This is a genomic window from Sneathiella litorea (assembly GCF_009882915.1).
GTDB classification, from domain to species: domain Bacteria; phylum Pseudomonadota; class Alphaproteobacteria; order Sneathiellales; family Sneathiellaceae; genus Sneathiella; species Sneathiella litorea.
Genome location: NZ_WTUW01000002.1, coordinates 226,924 through 243,606, shown reverse-complemented (window position 1 = coordinate 243,606; position 16,683 = coordinate 226,924). Strand labels below are relative to the sequence as shown.

The 16,683-nt window shown below is 52.2% G+C and carries 14 protein-coding genes; 11 read left to right on the top strand and 3 right to left on the bottom strand.

Annotation, left to right across the window (positions count from 1 at the left end):
• Positions 1 to 9 precede the first annotated feature (9 nt).
• The 4 genes from GQE98_RS07385 to GQE98_RS07370 are packed head-to-tail and all read left to right on the top strand — an operon-like array spanning position 10 to position 4,258.
• The gene (locus GQE98_RS07385) at positions 10 to 1,344 is read left to right on the top strand and encodes a pyruvate dehydrogenase complex dihydrolipoamide acetyltransferase (RefSeq protein WP_161315037.1); all 1,335 of its coding nucleotides are present in this window, start codon (positions 10 to 12) and stop codon (positions 1,342 to 1,344) included.
• A 10-nt stretch (positions 1,345 to 1,354) separates the two neighbouring features.
• On the top strand, positions 1,355 to 2,758 hold the full coding sequence (gene lpdA / locus GQE98_RS07380; RefSeq protein WP_161315036.1) for a dihydrolipoyl dehydrogenase: 1,404 nt from the start codon (positions 1,355 to 1,357) through the stop codon (positions 2,756 to 2,758).
• A gap of 46 nt (positions 2,759 to 2,804) precedes the next feature.
• Positions 2,805 to 3,755, top strand: coding sequence for a lipoyl synthase (gene lipA, locus GQE98_RS07375; RefSeq protein WP_161315035.1), 951 nt, complete (start codon positions 2,805 to 2,807; stop codon positions 3,753 to 3,755).
• 35 nt (positions 3,756 to 3,790) lie between these two features.
• Positions 3,791 to 4,258, top strand: coding sequence for a type II toxin-antitoxin system RatA family toxin (locus GQE98_RS07370; RefSeq protein ID WP_161315034.1), 468 nt, complete (start codon positions 3,791 to 3,793; stop codon positions 4,256 to 4,258).
• On the opposite strand, the gene GQE98_RS07365 is transcribed toward GQE98_RS07370, so the two are convergent.
• The 3 genes from GQE98_RS07365 to GQE98_RS07355 are packed head-to-tail and all read right to left on the bottom strand — an operon-like array spanning position 4,248 to position 6,374.
• Complete coding sequence (locus tag GQE98_RS07365) at positions 4,248 to 4,748, bottom strand: CinA family protein (RefSeq protein ID WP_161315033.1); 501 nt, start codon at positions 4,746 to 4,748, stop codon at positions 4,248 to 4,250. The genes GQE98_RS07370 and GQE98_RS07365 overlap by 11 nt on opposite strands.
• On the bottom strand, positions 4,735 to 5,226 hold the full coding sequence (locus GQE98_RS07360) for a phosphatidylglycerophosphatase A family protein (RefSeq protein ID WP_161315032.1): 492 nt from the start codon (positions 5,224 to 5,226) through the stop codon (positions 4,735 to 4,737). Before GQE98_RS07360 ends, GQE98_RS07365 begins: the two co-directional genes overlap by 14 nt.
• Positions 5,223 to 6,374 carry a bifunctional 2-C-methyl-D-erythritol 4-phosphate cytidylyltransferase/2-C-methyl-D-erythritol 2,4-cyclodiphosphate synthase gene (locus tag GQE98_RS07355; protein ID WP_161315031.1) on the bottom strand — a complete coding sequence of 384 codons (1,152 nt, stop codon included), beginning with the start codon at positions 6,372 to 6,374 and terminating at the stop codon, positions 5,223 to 5,225. The genes GQE98_RS07360 and GQE98_RS07355 overlap by 4 nt, the downstream gene beginning before the upstream one ends.
• A gap of 128 nt (positions 6,375 to 6,502) precedes the next feature.
• Between GQE98_RS07355 and dusB the strand changes: the two genes are divergently transcribed.
• From dusB to GQE98_RS07320, 7 genes are all read left to right on the top strand, one after another.
• Positions 6,503 to 7,489 (top strand): tRNA dihydrouridine synthase DusB, encoded by a 987-nt coding sequence (gene dusB / locus GQE98_RS07350; RefSeq protein WP_161315030.1) that lies wholly within the window; start codon positions 6,503 to 6,505, stop codon positions 7,487 to 7,489.
• Between the two features lies 1 nt (position 7,490).
• Positions 7,491 to 8,612: a two-component system sensor histidine kinase NtrB gene (locus GQE98_RS07345; protein ID WP_161315029.1), complete on the top strand. Its 1,122-nt coding sequence runs from the start codon at positions 7,491 to 7,493 to the stop codon at positions 8,610 to 8,612.
• 2 nt (positions 8,613 to 8,614) lie between these two features.
• The gene (gene ntrC, locus GQE98_RS07340) at positions 8,615 to 10,057 is read left to right on the top strand and encodes a nitrogen regulation protein NR(I) (protein ID WP_161315028.1); all 1,443 of its coding nucleotides are present in this window, start codon (positions 8,615 to 8,617) and stop codon (positions 10,055 to 10,057) included.
• A 98-nt stretch (positions 10,058 to 10,155) separates the two neighbouring features.
• Positions 10,156 to 12,369 (top strand): ATP-binding protein, encoded by a 2,214-nt coding sequence (locus tag GQE98_RS07335; RefSeq protein ID WP_161315027.1) that lies wholly within the window; start codon positions 10,156 to 10,158, stop codon positions 12,367 to 12,369.
• Between the two features lie 2 nt (positions 12,370 to 12,371).
• Positions 12,372 to 13,778 carry a nitrogen assimilation response regulator NtrX gene (gene ntrX / locus GQE98_RS07330; protein WP_161315026.1) on the top strand — a complete coding sequence of 469 codons (1,407 nt, stop codon included), beginning with the start codon at positions 12,372 to 12,374 and terminating at the stop codon, positions 13,776 to 13,778.
• Positions 13,779 to 13,812: 34 nt separating this feature from the next.
• Positions 13,813 to 15,189, top strand: a complete 1,377-nt coding sequence (gene trkA, locus GQE98_RS07325; RefSeq protein WP_161315025.1) for a Trk system potassium transporter TrkA — start codon at positions 13,813 to 13,815, stop codon at positions 15,187 to 15,189.
• Between the two features lie 5 nt (positions 15,190 to 15,194).
• Complete coding sequence (locus tag GQE98_RS07320; RefSeq protein WP_246157245.1) at positions 15,195 to 16,682, top strand: TrkH family potassium uptake protein; 1,488 nt, start codon at positions 15,195 to 15,197, stop codon at positions 16,680 to 16,682.
• Position 16,683: the final 1 nt, after the last annotated feature.

Genomic DNA, 16,683 nt, shown 5'->3' with positions numbered 1-16,683 from the left:
GGGGCGAAAATGCCAATTACCATCACAATGCCGGCCCTTTCACCGACCATGACGGAGGGAAAGCTCGCCAACTGGCAGGCGAAAGAGGGTGATACTGTTTCCTCCGGCGACGTTCTTGCCGAAATTGAAACCGACAAGGCAACCATGGAGGTTGAGGCGGTTGACGAGGGAACACTCGGGAAAATTCTTATTCCGGGCGGTACCGAAAATGTCGCCGTGAATACGCCGATAGCGATCCTGCTGGAGGAGGGGGAGGATGCATCCGCCCTCGATGGTTTCGATGCCGGATCGGCTCCGGAACCAGCCCGGGAAGAATCTGACGGCGCGTCAAAGGATGATGCCGAAAAAGGTGGGAAAAATAAATCCGCAGACGATACCCCAAAACCGGAGAAGCAAAGCGTCGCCCCGGATACTAAAGGTAGCAGTGGACCGGCGCCGGTGACGAAGGATGGCGAGCGTATTTTCTCAAGTCCGCTAGCCCGCCGGATTGCCGCGAACGAGGGACTCGACCTTAAGTCCATCAAGGGCAGCGGTCCGCATGGCCGGATCATTAAGGCGGATGTTGAAAAAGCCATCGCGTCCGGTGGTGCAAAAGCGGCAGCGGCGCCAGAAAAGGCGGCCACGACACCTGCACCTCAAGCCGCAACACCTCCGCCGGAAGGCAATTACGAGGAAATACCGCTTACCAGTATGCGCAAGACCATCGCGCGTCGGCTGTCAGAGGCAAAACAGACCATTCCACATTTTTATCTTACCATTGAGTGTGAATTGGATAACCTGTTGGCCATGCGCAAAGAGCTGAATGCGCGTTCCGATGACTACAAGATTTCGGTCAATGACTTTATTATCCGCGCCTCTGCCTTGGCACTGAAGAAGGTGCCAACAGCCAATGCCTGCTGGGGCGGTGACAAGATCCTGCAATATAAGGATTTTGATGTCTCGGTCGCTGTGGCGATTGAGGGTGGCCTGATTACCCCGGTTGTTCGAAATGCGGACCAGAAAGGTCTTGCCGTTGTTTCCAATGAGATGAAGGAATTGGCGGGCCGCGCGAAAGAGGGCAAGTTGATGCCAGAGGAATATCAGGGCGGCTGCTTCTCTATCTCGAACCTCGGTATGTTTGGGATCAAGGAATTCTCCGCGGTGATCAACCCGCCGCAGTCTGCCATTCTTGCGATTGGTACTGGGGAACAGCGCCCTGTCGTCAAAGACGGTGCGCTCGCTATGGCGACCATGATGAGCGTGACGCTTTCCTGTGATCACCGGGTGATTGACGGCGCGTTGGGCGCTGAATTGTTGAAACATTTCAAGGGTTACATTGAAGAGCCTTTGACCATGATGTTGTGAGGAACCGGACATGAGCGATACAAAATTCGACCTTGTTGTTGTCGGCTCCGGCCCCGGCGGGTATGTGGCAGCGATCCGTGCGGCGCAACTCGGCATGAAGACTGCCGTCATTGAGAGAGAACATTTGGGTGGTATCTGCCTCAACTGGGGCTGTATCCCGACCAAGGCACTGCTTCGGACGGCTGATATCTACAACCTGATCAAGCATGCGGATGAATTCGGCATTAAGGTCGAGGGGGCATCTGTAGACCTCAAGAAAACCGTGGAGCGATCCCGTCAGGTGGCGGGGCAGCTTTCTGGCGGCGTCAAGCATCTGCTGAAGAAGAACAAGATCACCGTGATCGACGGGCATGGCAAGCTTGCTGGTTCTGGCAAGGTTGAGGTCAGCAAGGACGGCAAGGTTGTCTCGACCGTCGCTGCCAAACATATCATCCTTGCCACCGGTGCGCGGGCACGGACACTGCCCGGGCTGGAGCCGGACGGCAAGCTGATCTGGACCTATAAGGAAGCGCTTGTTCCTGACGTAATGCCGAAGAAACTGCTGGTTGTCGGCTCCGGTGCGATCGGGATCGAGTTTGCAAGCTTCTTCAACGCCTTGGGATCCGATGTTACGGTTGTCGAGGTGATGGACCGGATCCTCCCGGTAGAGGATGCGGAAATTTCCGCCTTCGCCGAGAAATCCTTCAAGAAGCAGGGCATGACCATCCACAAGGGCACGACGGTGTCTGAACTTAAAAAATCCGGCGGTAAAGTTACGGCCACCTTCAAGGACAAGAAGGATAAAAACTCTTCTGATACCTTTGACCGGGTCATCCTCGCCGTTGGTATTGTCGGCAATGTCGAGAATATCGGGCTTGAGGGCACCAAGGTGAAGGTCGAGAAAACCCATGTGGTTGTCGATGAATTCTCCCGCACTGGGGAACCCGGCGTCTACGCCATTGGCGATTTGACTGGCCCGCCCTGGCTCGCGCATAAGGCGTCCCATGAAGGAGTGATCTGCGTTGAGAAAATTGCCGGTGAGAAGGATGTGCATCCGCTCAACACTTCCAACATTCCGGGCTGTACTTATTGCCATCCGCAGGTTGCCTCCGTCGGTATGACGGAAGAGGCGGCGAAGGAAAAGGGCTATGATATCAAGGTTGGCCGCTTTTCCTTTATCGGAAACGGCAAGGCCATTGCGCTTGGTGAGGCGGAAGGCCTGATCAAGACGATTTTTGACGCGAAAACCGGCGAGATGCTGGGCGCGCATATGATCGGTGCGGAGGTAACAGAGCTTATTCAGGGCTATGGCATTGCCAAAACGCTGGAGACGACGGAAGTTGAGTTGATGCATTCGATCTTCCCGCATCCGACGATATCCGAGGCGATGCATGAATCTGTGCTTGACGCCTATGGCAAGGTCATCCACATGTAGGTATAAGCTGTACCGACAGCAGTTCAACATATGATAAGGTAAGATCATGACTGAGACGACCGCCATAAAGCGTGTACGCCATCCGGAAAAAGTAAATAGGCCGGATAATCCAATCCAGCGAAAACCCTCCTGGATCCGGGTGAAAGCGCCTGTCTCAAAAACCTATCACGAAACGCGGGAGTTGATGCGCGGTCTCAACCTCACCACGGTTTGTGAGGAAGCGGCCTGTCCCAATATCGGCGAATGCTGGGCAAAGAAGCATGCCACCATGATGATCATGGGGGAGATTTGTACGCGGGCCTGCGCCTTTTGCAATGTCTCCACCGGAAAGCCAAATGCCCTTGATCCATTTGAGCCCATAAATGTGGCGACGGCGGTCAAGACCATGGGTCTTAATCATGTGGTTATTACCTCCGTTGACCGGGACGATTTGAAAGACGGCGGTGCGCAGCATTTTGCTGAGGTTATTCAGGCCATCCGGGAGGCAGCACCCGAGACCACCATCGAAATCCTGACGCCTGATTTTCTTAAGAAACCCGGTGCGTTAGAGGTTGTTGTTGCGGCCAAGCCTGATGTCTTTAATCATAATCTCGAGACGGTACCAAAACTTTATCCATCAGTCCGCCCCGGTGCGCGTTACTATCATTCCCTCCGTCTTCTGGAGCGGGTGAAGGAGCTTGACTCGAATATGTTTACCAAATCCGGCCTGATGGTTGGTCTTGGCGAAGATAAGGATGAAGTATCGCAGGTCATGGATGACATGCGCGTTGCCGGCATCGATTTCATTACCATCGGCCAGTATCTACAGCCAACGGTCAAGCATCACGCAATCCATCGTTTTGTGACTCCAGATGAATTTGCGGTTCTGGAGAAACAAGCCTATGCTAAGGGCTTCCTGATGGTCTCAGCTTCTCCTTTGACCCGTTCCAGCCATCATGCAGGAGAAGATTTCGCGAAGTTGAAAGCCGCGCGAGAACGGGCCAACGCCTCGAAATAACGTTTATGCCGTGTTGTATGGGTAGAATGTAGAGTATGCCAACACATGCCGAAAAGAGGGTTCTGCCCTATAAGCCACAAGAAATGTTCGATCTTGTGGCGGCGATTGATAAATATGACGAGTTTCTGCCCTGGTGCATCGGCGCCCGTATCAAGGAACGAAAAGATAACATCGTCCTTGCTGACCTGGTGATCGGTTTCAAACTCTTTCGCGAAAAATTTACGTCAAAAGTGACATTGGACGAAACGAATAACCATATTGATGTTGAGTATATGGACGGGCCCTTCCGGTATCTCAATAATCACTGGCAGTTCAACGAGCATCCCGATGGCTGCGAAGTTGATTTCTTCGTTGATTTTGAATTTCGATCGATGATCCTGCAAAAAACCATCGGGATGCTCTTTAACGAGGCGGTGACCCGTATGATCTCGGCTTTTGAGGCACGCGCAAAAGCTCTCTACGGGTCAAAGCCAAATATCGAGGATAAGTCCGCTAGCGGCTAGCGGCGGCAAGCAGCATTTCAAGCGCCGTTTTAACGGTGGCAAGGCGAACTTCCGATCGGCCAAGATCGCCATACTCCATTTTGCGATGTTCCGCGATTCCCTCACCCGTGGCAACTGCGAAATGGACGAGGCCAGCTGGTTTTCCAGGGCCGCCGCCGCCCGGACCCGCAATGCCAGTCACCGCTACAGTGATGTCGGCGCCGGCTGTCTTTAACGCACCGAGTGCCATTTCCCGCGCTGTTTCTTCCGATACTGCTCCATGGGCGCGCAAGGTGTCTGTGCTCACGCCAATCACGCGGGCTTTGGCCTTGTTGCTGTAAGTGACAAAGCCGCGGTCAAATACGTCAGAAGAGCCCGCAATATCCGTGAGTGCTCCACCGATCAAGCCGCCGGTACAGGATTCTGCCGTTGCAAGTTGCCATTTCCTCTGGCGGCATTTTTCAAGGACCTCGGTTGCCAGATTTTCGATTTCACTGCTAAAAATTCCCATAATACACCTTTTTTATTATTACCAGCAGGACAGAGGCAATTAGTCCCGCCGCATAGTCATCAATCATGACGCCGAATGCGCCTTTTACTTTCCGGTCCAGCCAGCCGATGGGCCAGGGTTTCCAGATATCGAGCACCCTGAAAATAACGAAGGCAAGAAAGATCATCAGCGGCGTCAGGTCCGCCGCATGGAGCGCCAGCCAGATCCCGGCCACCTCATCAATCACCACTTCGCCCGGATCGCTCTTGCCCGTCTTCTCGAGATAGATTTTCGTGCTCCACCAGCCGATGAAAAGCGCAACAAGAGACGCCATGCCGAGCGCCGGGGCGCCGAAGAAGTAGTAGATCAATATGCCAAAGGGAAGGGCGGCGAGGGTGCCAACGGTTCCTGGCGCCTTGGGGGACAAACCGCTCCAGAACCAGGTGGAGAGAATAACGGCGGGATGCCAAAGGGAGAGGGGGGCAATTTTACTGCTCATTCAGGAAGCCTCACTGTCGCCACGGCTTCAGCCGCGATACCTTCACCGCGCCCCGTGAACCCAAGTTTCTCGGTCGTTGTTCCCTTGATGCTGACCCTGTCCGTCTCGATGCGTAAGATTTCTGCGATGCGCTCCTGCATAGCGGTACGATGCGGGCCGATGCGCGGCGCCTCACAGATGATGGTCAGGTCAACGTGGTTGATCATGCCGCCTTTTTCACCGATAAGGTCAGCGGCATGGCGCAGGAACTTGTCGGAGGCGGCTCCTTTCCACTGAGGGTCGGAAGGGGGGAAATGGGTGCCAATATCTCCAGAGCCGATGGCGCCGAGCAGGGCGTCGGTAAGCGCATGGAGGGCGACATCCGCATCTGAATGTCCTTTTAGCCGTTTATCATGAGGTATGTTGACGCCGCCTAGCCAAACGCTATCGCCTATCTCAAAGGCATGCACATCGAAGCCAAAGCCGGTCCGGATATCCGTAAGTTTTCTTGTAATCATCCCTTGCGCGCGCTCTATATCATCAGAAGTGGTGATCTTGAAGTTTTCAGTCGCCCCCTGAACGATTGCCACCTCAATCCCGGCCAGCTCGGCGAGGGCCGTGTCATCGGTCAGGTTTTCTCCCGCAAAGGTGCGATGTGCTGTCAGTATAGATTTAAATGTAAAACATTGAGGGGTTTGCGCAGCAACGATCTCATCCCGGTTAACTGCGCCGGTAATTCTTTCCCCTTCAAAGGACTTCAGGCTGTCGGTCATGGCAAGGGTGGGAAGCACCGCGTCGGCATATTCAAGCTTTTCAAGACAGCGGCTGATGATCTGCTCACTGATAAAAGGGCGGGCCGCATCATGGATCAGCACATAATCCGGTGACAGTTCGATCAGGCTTTCCAACCCGTTGTGAACTGATTCCTGTCGCGTCGCCCCGCCAATAACCGGGGGCAAAAGATCCAGGTCAGAGACTGCCTTTTCATAGAATGGAAGATCACCTGCGCCAATAACAACGCAGGCCGTCTCTACATCGGGATGGGCCAGAAAAGATTCTACCGTACGCCGGAGAATTGTTTTCCCTGCAATTTCAATATATTGCTTCGGTGTGTTATGTCCGGTCCGGGTGCCTTTTCCGGCGGCGACGATCAGGGCGATTGTTCTCATTGGGCGACAATAGTTTGCTTAATCGGTTGGTTCAATAAAATTGAAGGATCAAGTATGAATCTGTTGCAGTGCAGCAATTATACCCTTATAGTGCCTAAATATTAGCCACAATGTATAATGCATAATTAATGATCATTACGCTTGATGAATTAACCATCGACCCTCCGGTGTTTTTGGCACCAATGGCCGGAATAACCGACTTGCCCTTTCGCCGTCTGGTCTCTCGATACGGTGTGGGGCTGGTGTTTTCGGAAATGGTGGCAAGCAAGGCCATGGTGGCGGAAACCCGCCGGTCGCTCCGCATCGTACGCTCTGCCAATGATGAACAGCCCATGGCTGTCCAGCTCGCAGGGTGTGATCCGGATATTATGGCTGATGCGGCGAAGCTGAATGAAGATCTGGGTGCCCGGATTATTGATATAAATATGGGCTGCCCGGTTAAGAAGGTGACATCAGGAATGGCGGGATCGTCCTTGATGCGCGATCTAGATCATGCGGCGAAAATCTTGAAGGCGACGGTTAAGGCCGTAAATATCCCGGTCACCTTAAAAATGCGCACGGGTTGGGATGAGGAATGCCGGAACGCACCGGAATTAGCGCGTATCGCCGAGGATGTCGGTATCCGCATGCTTACCGTCCATGGCCGTACTCGCTGTCAGTTTTTTAAGGGCACCGCTGATTGGCGCTTTATTGGCGAGGTCAAGAAGGCGGTATCACTGCCTGTTATTGCAAATGGCGATATCCTGACAATTGAAGATGCGGCCAGTGCAATGCGGCAGTCTGGCGCGGATGGAGTGATGATTGCCCGAGGTAGTTATGGTCGCCCTTGGTTCGTTGGACAGGTTGCAGATTTTCTTGCACATGGCGACCGCCGTCCCGATCCAGACTTCAACGAACAGAAAAATGTGCTTTTGGAGCATTATAATGCCCTGATCGATCTCTATGGAGAGGATGTAGGTGTTCGGGTCGCGCGCAAACATCTTGGCTGGTACTCAGAAAGATTACCTGGTGGAGAGGCGTTCCGGAAAAAGGTCGTTCGTCTTTCTAATCAGCATGAAGTTCGTCGCGAAATAGATTGTTTTTATGAAGGTTTGCAAATGAAGGAAAGTGCATAAAATGGTTCTGGCAAACCCTTTTACCGGTTCAAAGCGCAGAAAAACGGAAGTCGACGCCCTATCCGTGTTAAATGCCCTGCCGGACCCGTTGATCGTTATCGATGAAGATGGTTATATCTGTATGACCAACCCGGCGGGAGAAGAGTTTTTTGGTGTGTCGGCAAAAAAACTTCTCGAAATGTCAGTTAACGAAATCATTCCCTTTGATAGCCCTCTGTTGGGTTTGGTGGAACAGGTTCGAACGACAGGTGACTATGTTTCGGAATATAGCGTCGATCTTGGGACGCCAAATACCGGCATCAAAAATGTCAATATGCAGGTTTCCCAGTTATATGGCACGACCAATGTCGTTGTCCAGATTGAGGAGCGGACAATTGCCGCAAAAATGGATCGGCAGCTTACCCATCGCGGTGCAGCGCGTTCAGTTACAGCAATGGCGATCATGCTCGCTCATGAAGTGAAGAACCCACTCTCCGGTATTCGCGGATCCGCACAACTTCTGGAAATGAATGCGTCGGATGCGGACCGGGCATTGACCCGCCTGATATGTGACGAAACGGATCGGATTTGTGCTCTTGTGGATCGAATGGAGGCTTTCTCGGATGATCGCCCGATCGATCGTGATGCCGTTAATATTCATGAGGTTTTGGAGCATGTTCGCCGGGTTGCCGAGGCAGGATTTGGCCGCAAGGTCACGTTTCGGGAAAGTTATGATCCATCGCTACCGTTTGTTTATGGCAACCGCGATCAGCTCGTCCAGGTTCTGCTTAATCTGATTAAGAATGCAGTGGAAGCATCCCCAGAGAATGGCGGGGAAGTAATCCTCAGCACAGCGTATCGCCATGGTATTCGTCTGGCAGTTCCCGGCGCGAAGGAAAAAGTTCAGCTACCGCTTGAAGTTGGGGTCCAGGATAACGGCCCGGGTATACCTGAAGAAATATTACCGCATGTGTTTGACCCTTTTGTCACGACGAAAGCGGGAGGCAGCGGACTTGGGCTGGCCCTTGTCGCTAAAATTGTCGGGGACCATGGTGGAATAGTCGAATTTGAGTCATCGGAGCCGGGCAGCAAGGTGCTGATCCGCTTACCGGTTTATAATTTTATTAAAACTGATTTGGAATAAGTATGCCGGGAACAATTTTAGTCGCAGACGACGACCAGAGTATTCGCACGGTTTTGGAACAGGCTCTTTCTCGCGCAAATTACGTTGTGCGATCCACCAGCAACGCCTCAACGCTGTATAACTGGGCTTTGGAAGGGCTGGGCGACATCATCCTGACCGATGTTGTGATGCCTGATGAAAATGGCCTTGATCTGTTACCGAGGATAAAGAAGATCCGCCCGGAACTTCCCGTCGTGGTGATGAGTGCACAGAACACTCTGTTGACGGCAATCAAGGCGACGGAGCGGGGAGCCTATGATTATCTGCCGAAACCGTTTGACCTGAAGCTTTTACTCCAGGTCGTTGAACGGGCGCTTTCCAAGCCGAAGACGCCGGCAAGCCGTTTTGGTGGTCTACAAGAAGAAGAGACGAAAACGCCGTTGATCGGTCGATCCCCTGCGATGCAGGAAATTTACCGGGTTCTTGCGCGACTTATGGGGACGGACCTGACTGTTCTGGTGTCCGGCGAGAGCGGCACAGGAAAGGAACTTGTTGCTCGCGCCCTTCATGAGTATGGCAAGCGCAAGATGGGCCCTTTTGTGCCGATTAATATGGCGGCAATTCCGAAGGAGTTGATTGAATCGGAATTGTTTGGCCATGAAAAGGGTGCGTTTACAGGTGCTGATTCCCGTGCGATTGGCCGGTTCGAGCAGGCGCAAGGCGGGACGCTTTTTCTTGATGAAATTGGCGACATGCCGATAGAGGCGCAAACGCGGCTTTTGCGGGTGCTTCAACAGGGTGAATATACGACTGTTGGTGGACGGACGGCAATTAAGACCGATGTGCGGATTGTCGCTGCGACCAACCGGGATTTGCGGCAGTTTGTCCGGCAGGGCCTGTTTCGTGAAGACCTTTATTACCGTTTGAATGTTGTGCCGCTTCGTTTGCCCCCCTTGCGAGAGCGGGCGGAGGATATCCCGGATCTTGTCCGGCATTTTTTGTTACAGGCGCAGGAGGAAGGGCTACCAGTAAAAAGCGTGGACAAAGAGTCCCTGGAGGCTCTTAAAAAGCATAAATGGCCCGGAAATGTGCGCGAGCTGGAAAATCTGGTGCGCCGTCTCGTCGCGCTTTATTCAGATGATGTTATCGATATCTCCGTTATCGAGCAGGAGCTGCAACCCCAGGAAATTGGACATTCTGATGAAAGCTATGGCGAGGACGAGAGCCTTGGTATGGCGGTTGAACGGCATATCGCGAAATATTTTGCGGCACATGCCGGCGGTCTGCCCCCCCGTGGTCTTTATGAGCGGGTTATCCGGGAGGTGGAACGGCCCCTTTTGTCCCTTTCTTTGGAGGCTACAAATGGAAATCAGATTAAAGCAGCCGATCTATTAGGGGTTAATCGTAATACTTTGCGTAAAAAAATCCGGGAACTGGATATTCAGGTTGTGCGCGGGTTGAAGTGATGCTTAAATGCCACAATGTGGTATTTTGAGCAAATAGCCGGCAACGGTTATATTTACAGACAGAGATCGTTTCATGAGCCGCGCGTACGGAGGTTGTTGTGTCGGAAACACAGCAAACTAATGTGAAGCAGCCTTTTTCACTTGTCCGTTGGACAAGAAAGATCGGTCTTGGCCCAAAGACTTCTTTCTTTGTGGCAATGTTGGCCATTGCAAGCGGTATTGCCACCTATGAATCTCTTACTATTGAGAACCCTGCCTATACGCGCGTCCTTCTTATCGTTGATGTGGCGATTGTCGTCATTCTGGCCATTATCATTACCCATCGGTTAATCAGAACCTGGCGAAAGGGGCAGGTGGGGGGATCGGGCAGTATGATGCACCGGCGCATTCTGCGGCTTTTCACGCTGATTGCGGTTGCCCCGGCTTTGATGGTGGCGCTTTTCTCGGCGCTTTTCTTCAATATTTATTTTCAACGGCATTTCTCTGACCCTGTGAATATGGCGGTATCGGAATCAATTGCCGTCGCAGATGCTTATATCAAGGAGCATATCCAGAATATCCGGTCTGATGTTCTGGCAATGGCCGGGCAAATTAACCGGGCACCGACGCGCGTTCTGGAAAACCGTAACCTGTTTGATTCCTACCTAAGTGATCAGGTGATCGCCCGTAATTTAAGTGAGGCTGTGGTCATTGATGGTAATCAGAATATTATCGCCCAGTCCGACCTGAGCTTTGCCCTTGAGTTTGACAAGATTGCCCAAAGCCTGTTCAGTGAGGCACGGGAACGGGAGATCGTGATTTCCACGAATGATGGGGATGATCAGGTCAGGGCGTTGATCCGGCTGGATCGCCTGCTGGATGGCTTTCTTTACGTTGGCCGATTTATTGAGCCGCGCGTCCTTGCCCATATGGAAAGAACTCGCGCAGCCGCATCAGAATATGAACAATTGAAGGATGAAGGGTTTGGTATTCAGATCCAGTTCGCCGTTGTTTTCTTTATAATTTCGTTGATGGTGGTGCTGGCCGCAGTCTGGTTCGGCCTGGTCATCGCTTCCCGCCTTGTTGGCCCTATTGAAAGTCTTGTAAAGGCGGCGGAGCAGGTTCGTTCCGGCGATCTGACAGCCAAGGTCGATGAAAGCCGGGCTTATGACGAAATGGCGACGCTGAGCCGCGCGTTCAACCGCATGACCGAACAGTTATCAACACAACGCCATGAGCTGGAAAAAACGAATGAGAAACTGGATGAACGCCGCCGCTTTACAGAAGCGGTACTATCGGGTGTCTCGTCAGGCGTCATAGGGCTGGACAGGGAAGGTATTATAAACCTGCCCAACCGAAAGGCGACGGAATTGCTTGGACATTCTGCTTCCGACCTTATCGGGCGCCCGTTTTCTGAAGTACAGCCACAAATGGCCCTTCTTCTGGATGAAATCCGGGAAAAACCCTATCGCGTGGCAGAACGCCAAATCCAGCTGCAATCCAATAACGGCAACCGACACCTGCTTGTTCGGGCGGCGGCGGAAATCTCTATCGGAAGTATCCAGGGATTTGTGGTTACGCTGGATGACATTACAGACCTTGTTTCAGCGCAACGAATGGCCGCGTGGGGCGATATTGCGCGGCGAATTGCCCACGAAATCAAGAATCCACTGACCCCGATTCAGCTTTCTGCCGAACGGCTAAAGCGCAAATATGGGCGGCAGATAGAGGAAGACGTAGATATCTTTAATCAATGTACAGATACCATTATCCGTCAGGTGGGAGATATCGGCCAAATGGTGGATGAATTTTCCGCATTTGCCCGGATGCCGACTCCCGATTTCAAGCCGGAAGATCTGAGGGATGTTGTTGGGCAAGCGATTTTTCTTCAGAAAATTGCCCATCCGGAAATCGACTATATCCATGAAGTGCCGGCATCACCGATGATCTGTGCCTGTGACGCACCTCAGGTAAATCGTGTCCTTACGAACCTGTTGCAGAATGCGGCGGATGCCATTGACGGACGGGAAGCAAAGGGCGAGGATCTGCCCAAAGGCAGGATCATCGTAAATTTAAATGCTATCACAGATAAGATAATTGTTGAGATCTTGGATAACGGGCGCGGACTGCCGGAAGAGAACCGTAGCCGATTGACCGAACCTTATGTCACCCATCGGGAGAAGGGAACAGGTCTCGGACTTGCGATCGTGAAAAAAATAATGGAAGAACATGGCGGTAAACTCGTCATGGCGGATGCGACAGAAGGGACAGGAGCCTGCGTCAGGATTTCCTTTCCCTTGAGTGAAGCGAACTTGAGAACGGGGAATGACTAACGATGTCTGCTGACATTCTAATCGTCGACGATGAATCTGATATTCGGGAACTGGTGGCGGGTATCCTGGAGGATGAGGGGTATGAGACGCGCATGGCGGCCAATAGCGATGAATGCCTTGCTGAAATCGCCCATCGTCGTCCCAGCCTCGTCATTCTGGATATCTGGTTGCGTGGCAGCAAATTGGACGGCATAGAGATACTGCAGGCCGTGAAGAAAGATCAACCGGACCTTCCGGTGCTGATGTTCTCGGGGCATGGTAATATTGAAACGGCGGTACAGACGATCAAGTTGGGGGCCTATGATTTTATCGAGAAGCCATTCAAGGCAGAACGGCTTCTCCAGCTTGTTGATCGCGTATTGGAATCGGTAAGACTACGGCGAGAAGTCGCAGACCTCAAGACACGGGGCGGGGAGACGATAACCGAACTTGTTAGCCGGTCCCATGTCATGATCCAGCTGCAACAAAGTATTGAGAAAGTCGCCCCGACAAACAGCCGGGTTTTGATCACCGGTCCGTCCGGATCCGGCAAAGAAGTTGTTGCCCGTCTCATTCATAACCTTTCACACCGTCAGGCTGGCCCCTTCGTTGTTCTCAATGCGGCGACATTGGCACCTGAACGGCTTGAGATACAGTTGTTCGGTGTTGAAGACGGCCGAATGAATTCAGTGAAGGGAGAACGCCGGGGCCTGTTGGAGCAAGCACATGGCGGCACACTCTTTCTCGACGAGATTGCCGATATGCCGATGGAAACACAGGGTAAGGTTCTGCGGGTGCTGGTCGATCAAACCTTTCAGCGGGTTGGCGGCACAGAAAAGATCAAGGTGGATGTGCGGATCATCTCTTCTTCCAGCCGCGACCTGCAGGATGAAATGGCAAGCGGACGACTGCGTGAGGACCTCTATCATCGTCTCGGTGTGGTGCCCATATCGGTGCCTTCCTTGAAAGAAAGAGCTGAAGATATTGGCCCTCTTGCCCGCTATTTCGTTGAACGTTTTTCAAAAAGTTCCGGATTGCCGGTGCGAAAAATAGGGGAGGATGCAATCGCAACATTGCAGGCTTCCTCCTGGCCGGGCAATGTTCGTCAGCTTAAAAATGTAATAGAGCAGATCATGATCCTTGCAACGGGAGATAAATCGGCGCCAATCACGGCAAATATGGTTCCAGCAGATGCCGGTGCAGCACAGTCAATCATGATCGGGCAAAATGACAACACCGAGGTCATGGCTCTTCCTTTGCGGGAGGCGCGGGAAAGATTTGAAAAAGAATATCTGGAAGCGCAAATAAATCGTTTTGGCGGAAATATTTCGCGTACGGCGTCATTTGTTGGTATGGAGAGGTCAGCATTGCATCGCAAGCTGAAAATGCTCGGTGTAAATAATGGTGAACGGAAGCGAATGCCGGATTAATTGCGGCGCTTTAGACTAGGGAGACACAGGAGCGATGAAGGTAATCGTTTGCGGTGCGGGGCAAGTTGGCTCGAATATCGCGCGGCAACTCGCCCGTGAGAATAATGATGTCACCCTGATCGACCAGTCGGCGGAACTGGTCCGAAAAATCGGCGATGAGTTGGATGTCCGGGCCATGGTAGGCTATGCCTCCCACCCTGATGCATTGGAACGGGCCGGGGCCTATGACGCGGATATGATCATTGCCGTCACCTACAGTGATGAAGTCAATATGGTGGCCTGCCAGATTGCCCATTCCATTTTCGATATCCCGAAAAAAATTGCGCGTATACGCTCTCACCAATATACAGATCCTCTATGGGCGCATTTATTCAGCCGCGAGAATTTGCCGATCGATGTGATCATTTCGCCGGAGAACGAGGTGGCACATGCCATTGAGCGGCGCTTGAAGGTGCCGGGCGCCTTCGATACTGTTTCATTCGCTGATGGTAAAGTGCAGGTCATCGGTGTTCGTCTCGATGAAAGCTGCCCGATCGTCAATACACCACTGAAGCAATTGACCGAGTTGTTCCCGGATTTGAATGTCGTTGTGGTGGCCATTTATCGGGACGGCAAGATGATCGTTCCTGCGAGTGATGACCAGATGTTTCCGGGGGATGAGGTTTATTTCGCGGCGGACAGCACTCATGTTGGTCGTGCCATGCCGCTTTTCGGTCACGAAGAGCAAGAAGCGCGCAGTGTTGTCATTGTCGGCGGGGGTAATATAGGGTTTCATCTCGCTCAGTTTATCGAAAATAACATGCGGAATGTCTCGCTTAAGCTGATCGAGAATAACCGGGAGCGCGCAGAAAGAATATCTGATGAACTGCACCGGACTGTTGTCCTGCATGGCAGTGCGCTAGACCCCGAACTGCTGCAAGAAGCAAACGCGGCACATGCGGAAACCATAGTTGCGCTAACCAATGATGATCAGGTTAATATTCTGGCTTCACTTCTGGCTAAGGGGCAGGGGACAGAGACGGCGGTTACCCTGATTAATAATCCGGTATTTGGTAACCTGGTTACCTCTCTGGGTGTTGAGGTTGTGGTTGATCCGCGCGCAACGACTGTGTCTGAGATCCTCCGACATATTCGCCGCGGTCGTATACGAGGCTTGCATTCTTTCCGGGATGGCGCAGCAGAGGTTGTAGAAGGGGATGCGTTAGAAACCTCTCTGCTCGTCGGAAAGCCGCTTCGTGATATCAAGTTGCCAAATGGAACCATCATTGGTGCGGTCATTAAGGGCGATAAAGTCGTGATTCCCCGTGGAGATTCGATTATCCAGGCAGATGACAAGGTTATTATCCTGGGGCTTCAGGATTCCATTCAGAAAGTTGAGCAAATGTTTTCTGTCGGCCTTGAGTTCTTCTAGATACAATGTATTTCGCTCCTGTCTTTACCTTTGTTGGCTGGGCACTTGGCTTTTTGGCGATGCTAATGAGCGTTCCGTTCCTGTTTGCTTTGGCGCAGGGCCAGATGGAGCTGGCGCTTAGCTTTGTTGTCTCCGCCATCGTGACCCTCTTTTTTGGGGGTGGCATGGCTCTCGCGATGCGGCAGGAAATTACCATCCTTGGGCGGCGAGAAACCTTTTTGGCGGCGACGTTGACCTGGATCATTGTTCCCGCTTTTGCAGGGCTGCCCTTTTATCTGAGTGATGCCATACCCTCGGGGACTAATTCCTATTTTGAGGCGCTGTCCGGATTTACGACTAATGGGGCAACCGTTATTAACGACCTTGAGGCTCAGCCACGAGCTATTTTGCTTTGGCGAAGCCTTATTCAATGGGTTGGCGGTTTTTCAATAGTTGTCTTCCTTTCCATCCTGGCAAGTGCCTTTAACTTGCCGCGCAGTAACCCTCTGACACGGGCAATAGCCAAGAGCAGCCGCCGTAGAATGTCGCGGCGAATCGGGTCTGCGGTGCTTTCCCTGCTAAAAATATACAGTTTGCTGACAGCCATCTGTATCGTTGCGTTGTGGTTGGCCGGAATGAGCGCCTTCGATGCCCTCTGCTATGCCTTCAGTACCTTGTCCACGGGTGGCTTTATGACATCGAATGCTGCAGGAACAGCGTTTGCAAGCCGCGGAATAGAATTGGTCCTGATGATTTTCATGGTGATCGGGGCGATAAATTTTTCCCTTCACTGGTCGTTTTTTAATGGGGATCGCTTGTCTTATTTCAAGGATCCGGAATATCGTTATCTTCTGGTCGCTGTCGTTTTGGGAAGCCTAGTGGTTTTCTTTCTCATGATGACACAAACGGATATGTCCGTTTTCGATACTTTACGCTATGCGGTTTTCAACACCGTTTCCGCAATAACGACGACGGGATATAATCTGCCACTTGTATCTGATTCCGCGCAGTATTACTGGCCGATCGGCGCACTTTTTCTCATTTTGGTCCTGATTACGGTCGGCGGGTCTATCGGATCTACCTCTGGCGGGATCAAGCTGATGCGGCTCAGTATTCTCTTGAAGGTCTCCAATGCGGAGGTTAACCGCCTCAGCTTTCCAAGCAGTGTATATCCGCTTACCTATGGCGGGCAGCGTATTTTACGTGAACAGATCCTGTCGGCTTGGAGTTTTTTCATTCTTTATTGCCTGGCAATCATTGCGGCGACTTTGCTTCTCGCCTTTAACGGTCTGGATTTGCAATCGTCGCTCACTCTTGCAGTGACAAATTTGGCAAATGCCGGTTCCGCGGCGCAATCCCTCATCACCGATGTTGTTGTCGGGCAGGAAAATTTTGTAAGCTATGAGGCCTTACCCAGATTTTCTAAATGGGTATTATGTGTCATTATGCTGGTAGGACGGTTAGAATTTTTTGCCGTGCTTTCTCTTCTCAATCCGGCCCTTTGGCGGCGTTAAT

Excerpts from the sequence above, each read along its gene's own strand:
- GQE98_RS07385 (WP_161315037.1), top strand. The coding sequence starts at position 10 with ATGCCAATTACCATCACAATGCCGGCCCTTTCACCGACCATGACGGAG.
- lpdA (WP_161315036.1), top strand. The coding sequence starts at position 1,355 with ATGAGCGATACAAAATTCGACCTTGTTGTTGTCGGCTCCGGCCCCGGC.
- lipA (WP_161315035.1), top strand. The coding sequence starts at position 2,805 with ATGACTGAGACGACCGCCATAAAGCGTGTACGCCATCCGGAAAAAGTA.
- GQE98_RS07370 (WP_161315034.1), top strand. The coding sequence starts at position 3,791 with ATGCCAACACATGCCGAAAAGAGGGTTCTGCCCTATAAGCCACAAGAA.
- GQE98_RS07365 (WP_161315033.1), bottom strand. The coding sequence starts at position 4,748 with ATGGGAATTTTTAGCAGTGAAATCGAAAATCTGGCAACCGAGGTCCTT.
- GQE98_RS07360 (WP_161315032.1), bottom strand. The coding sequence starts at position 5,226 with ATGAGCAGTAAAATTGCCCCCCTCTCCCTTTGGCATCCCGCCGTTATT.
- GQE98_RS07355 (WP_161315031.1), bottom strand. The coding sequence starts at position 6,374 with ATGAGAACAATCGCCCTGATCGTCGCCGCCGGAAAAGGCACCCGGACC.
- dusB (WP_161315030.1), top strand. The coding sequence starts at position 6,503 with ATGATCATTACGCTTGATGAATTAACCATCGACCCTCCGGTGTTTTTG.
- GQE98_RS07345 (WP_161315029.1), top strand. The coding sequence starts at position 7,491 with ATGGTTCTGGCAAACCCTTTTACCGGTTCAAAGCGCAGAAAAACGGAA.
- ntrC (WP_161315028.1), top strand. The coding sequence starts at position 8,615 with ATGCCGGGAACAATTTTAGTCGCAGACGACGACCAGAGTATTCGCACG.
- ntrX (WP_161315026.1), top strand. The coding sequence starts at position 12,372 with ATGTCTGCTGACATTCTAATCGTCGACGATGAATCTGATATTCGGGAA.
- trkA (WP_161315025.1), top strand. The coding sequence starts at position 13,813 with ATGAAGGTAATCGTTTGCGGTGCGGGGCAAGTTGGCTCGAATATCGCG.
- GQE98_RS07320 (WP_246157245.1), top strand. The coding sequence starts at position 15,195 with ATGTATTTCGCTCCTGTCTTTACCTTTGTTGGCTGGGCACTTGGCTTT.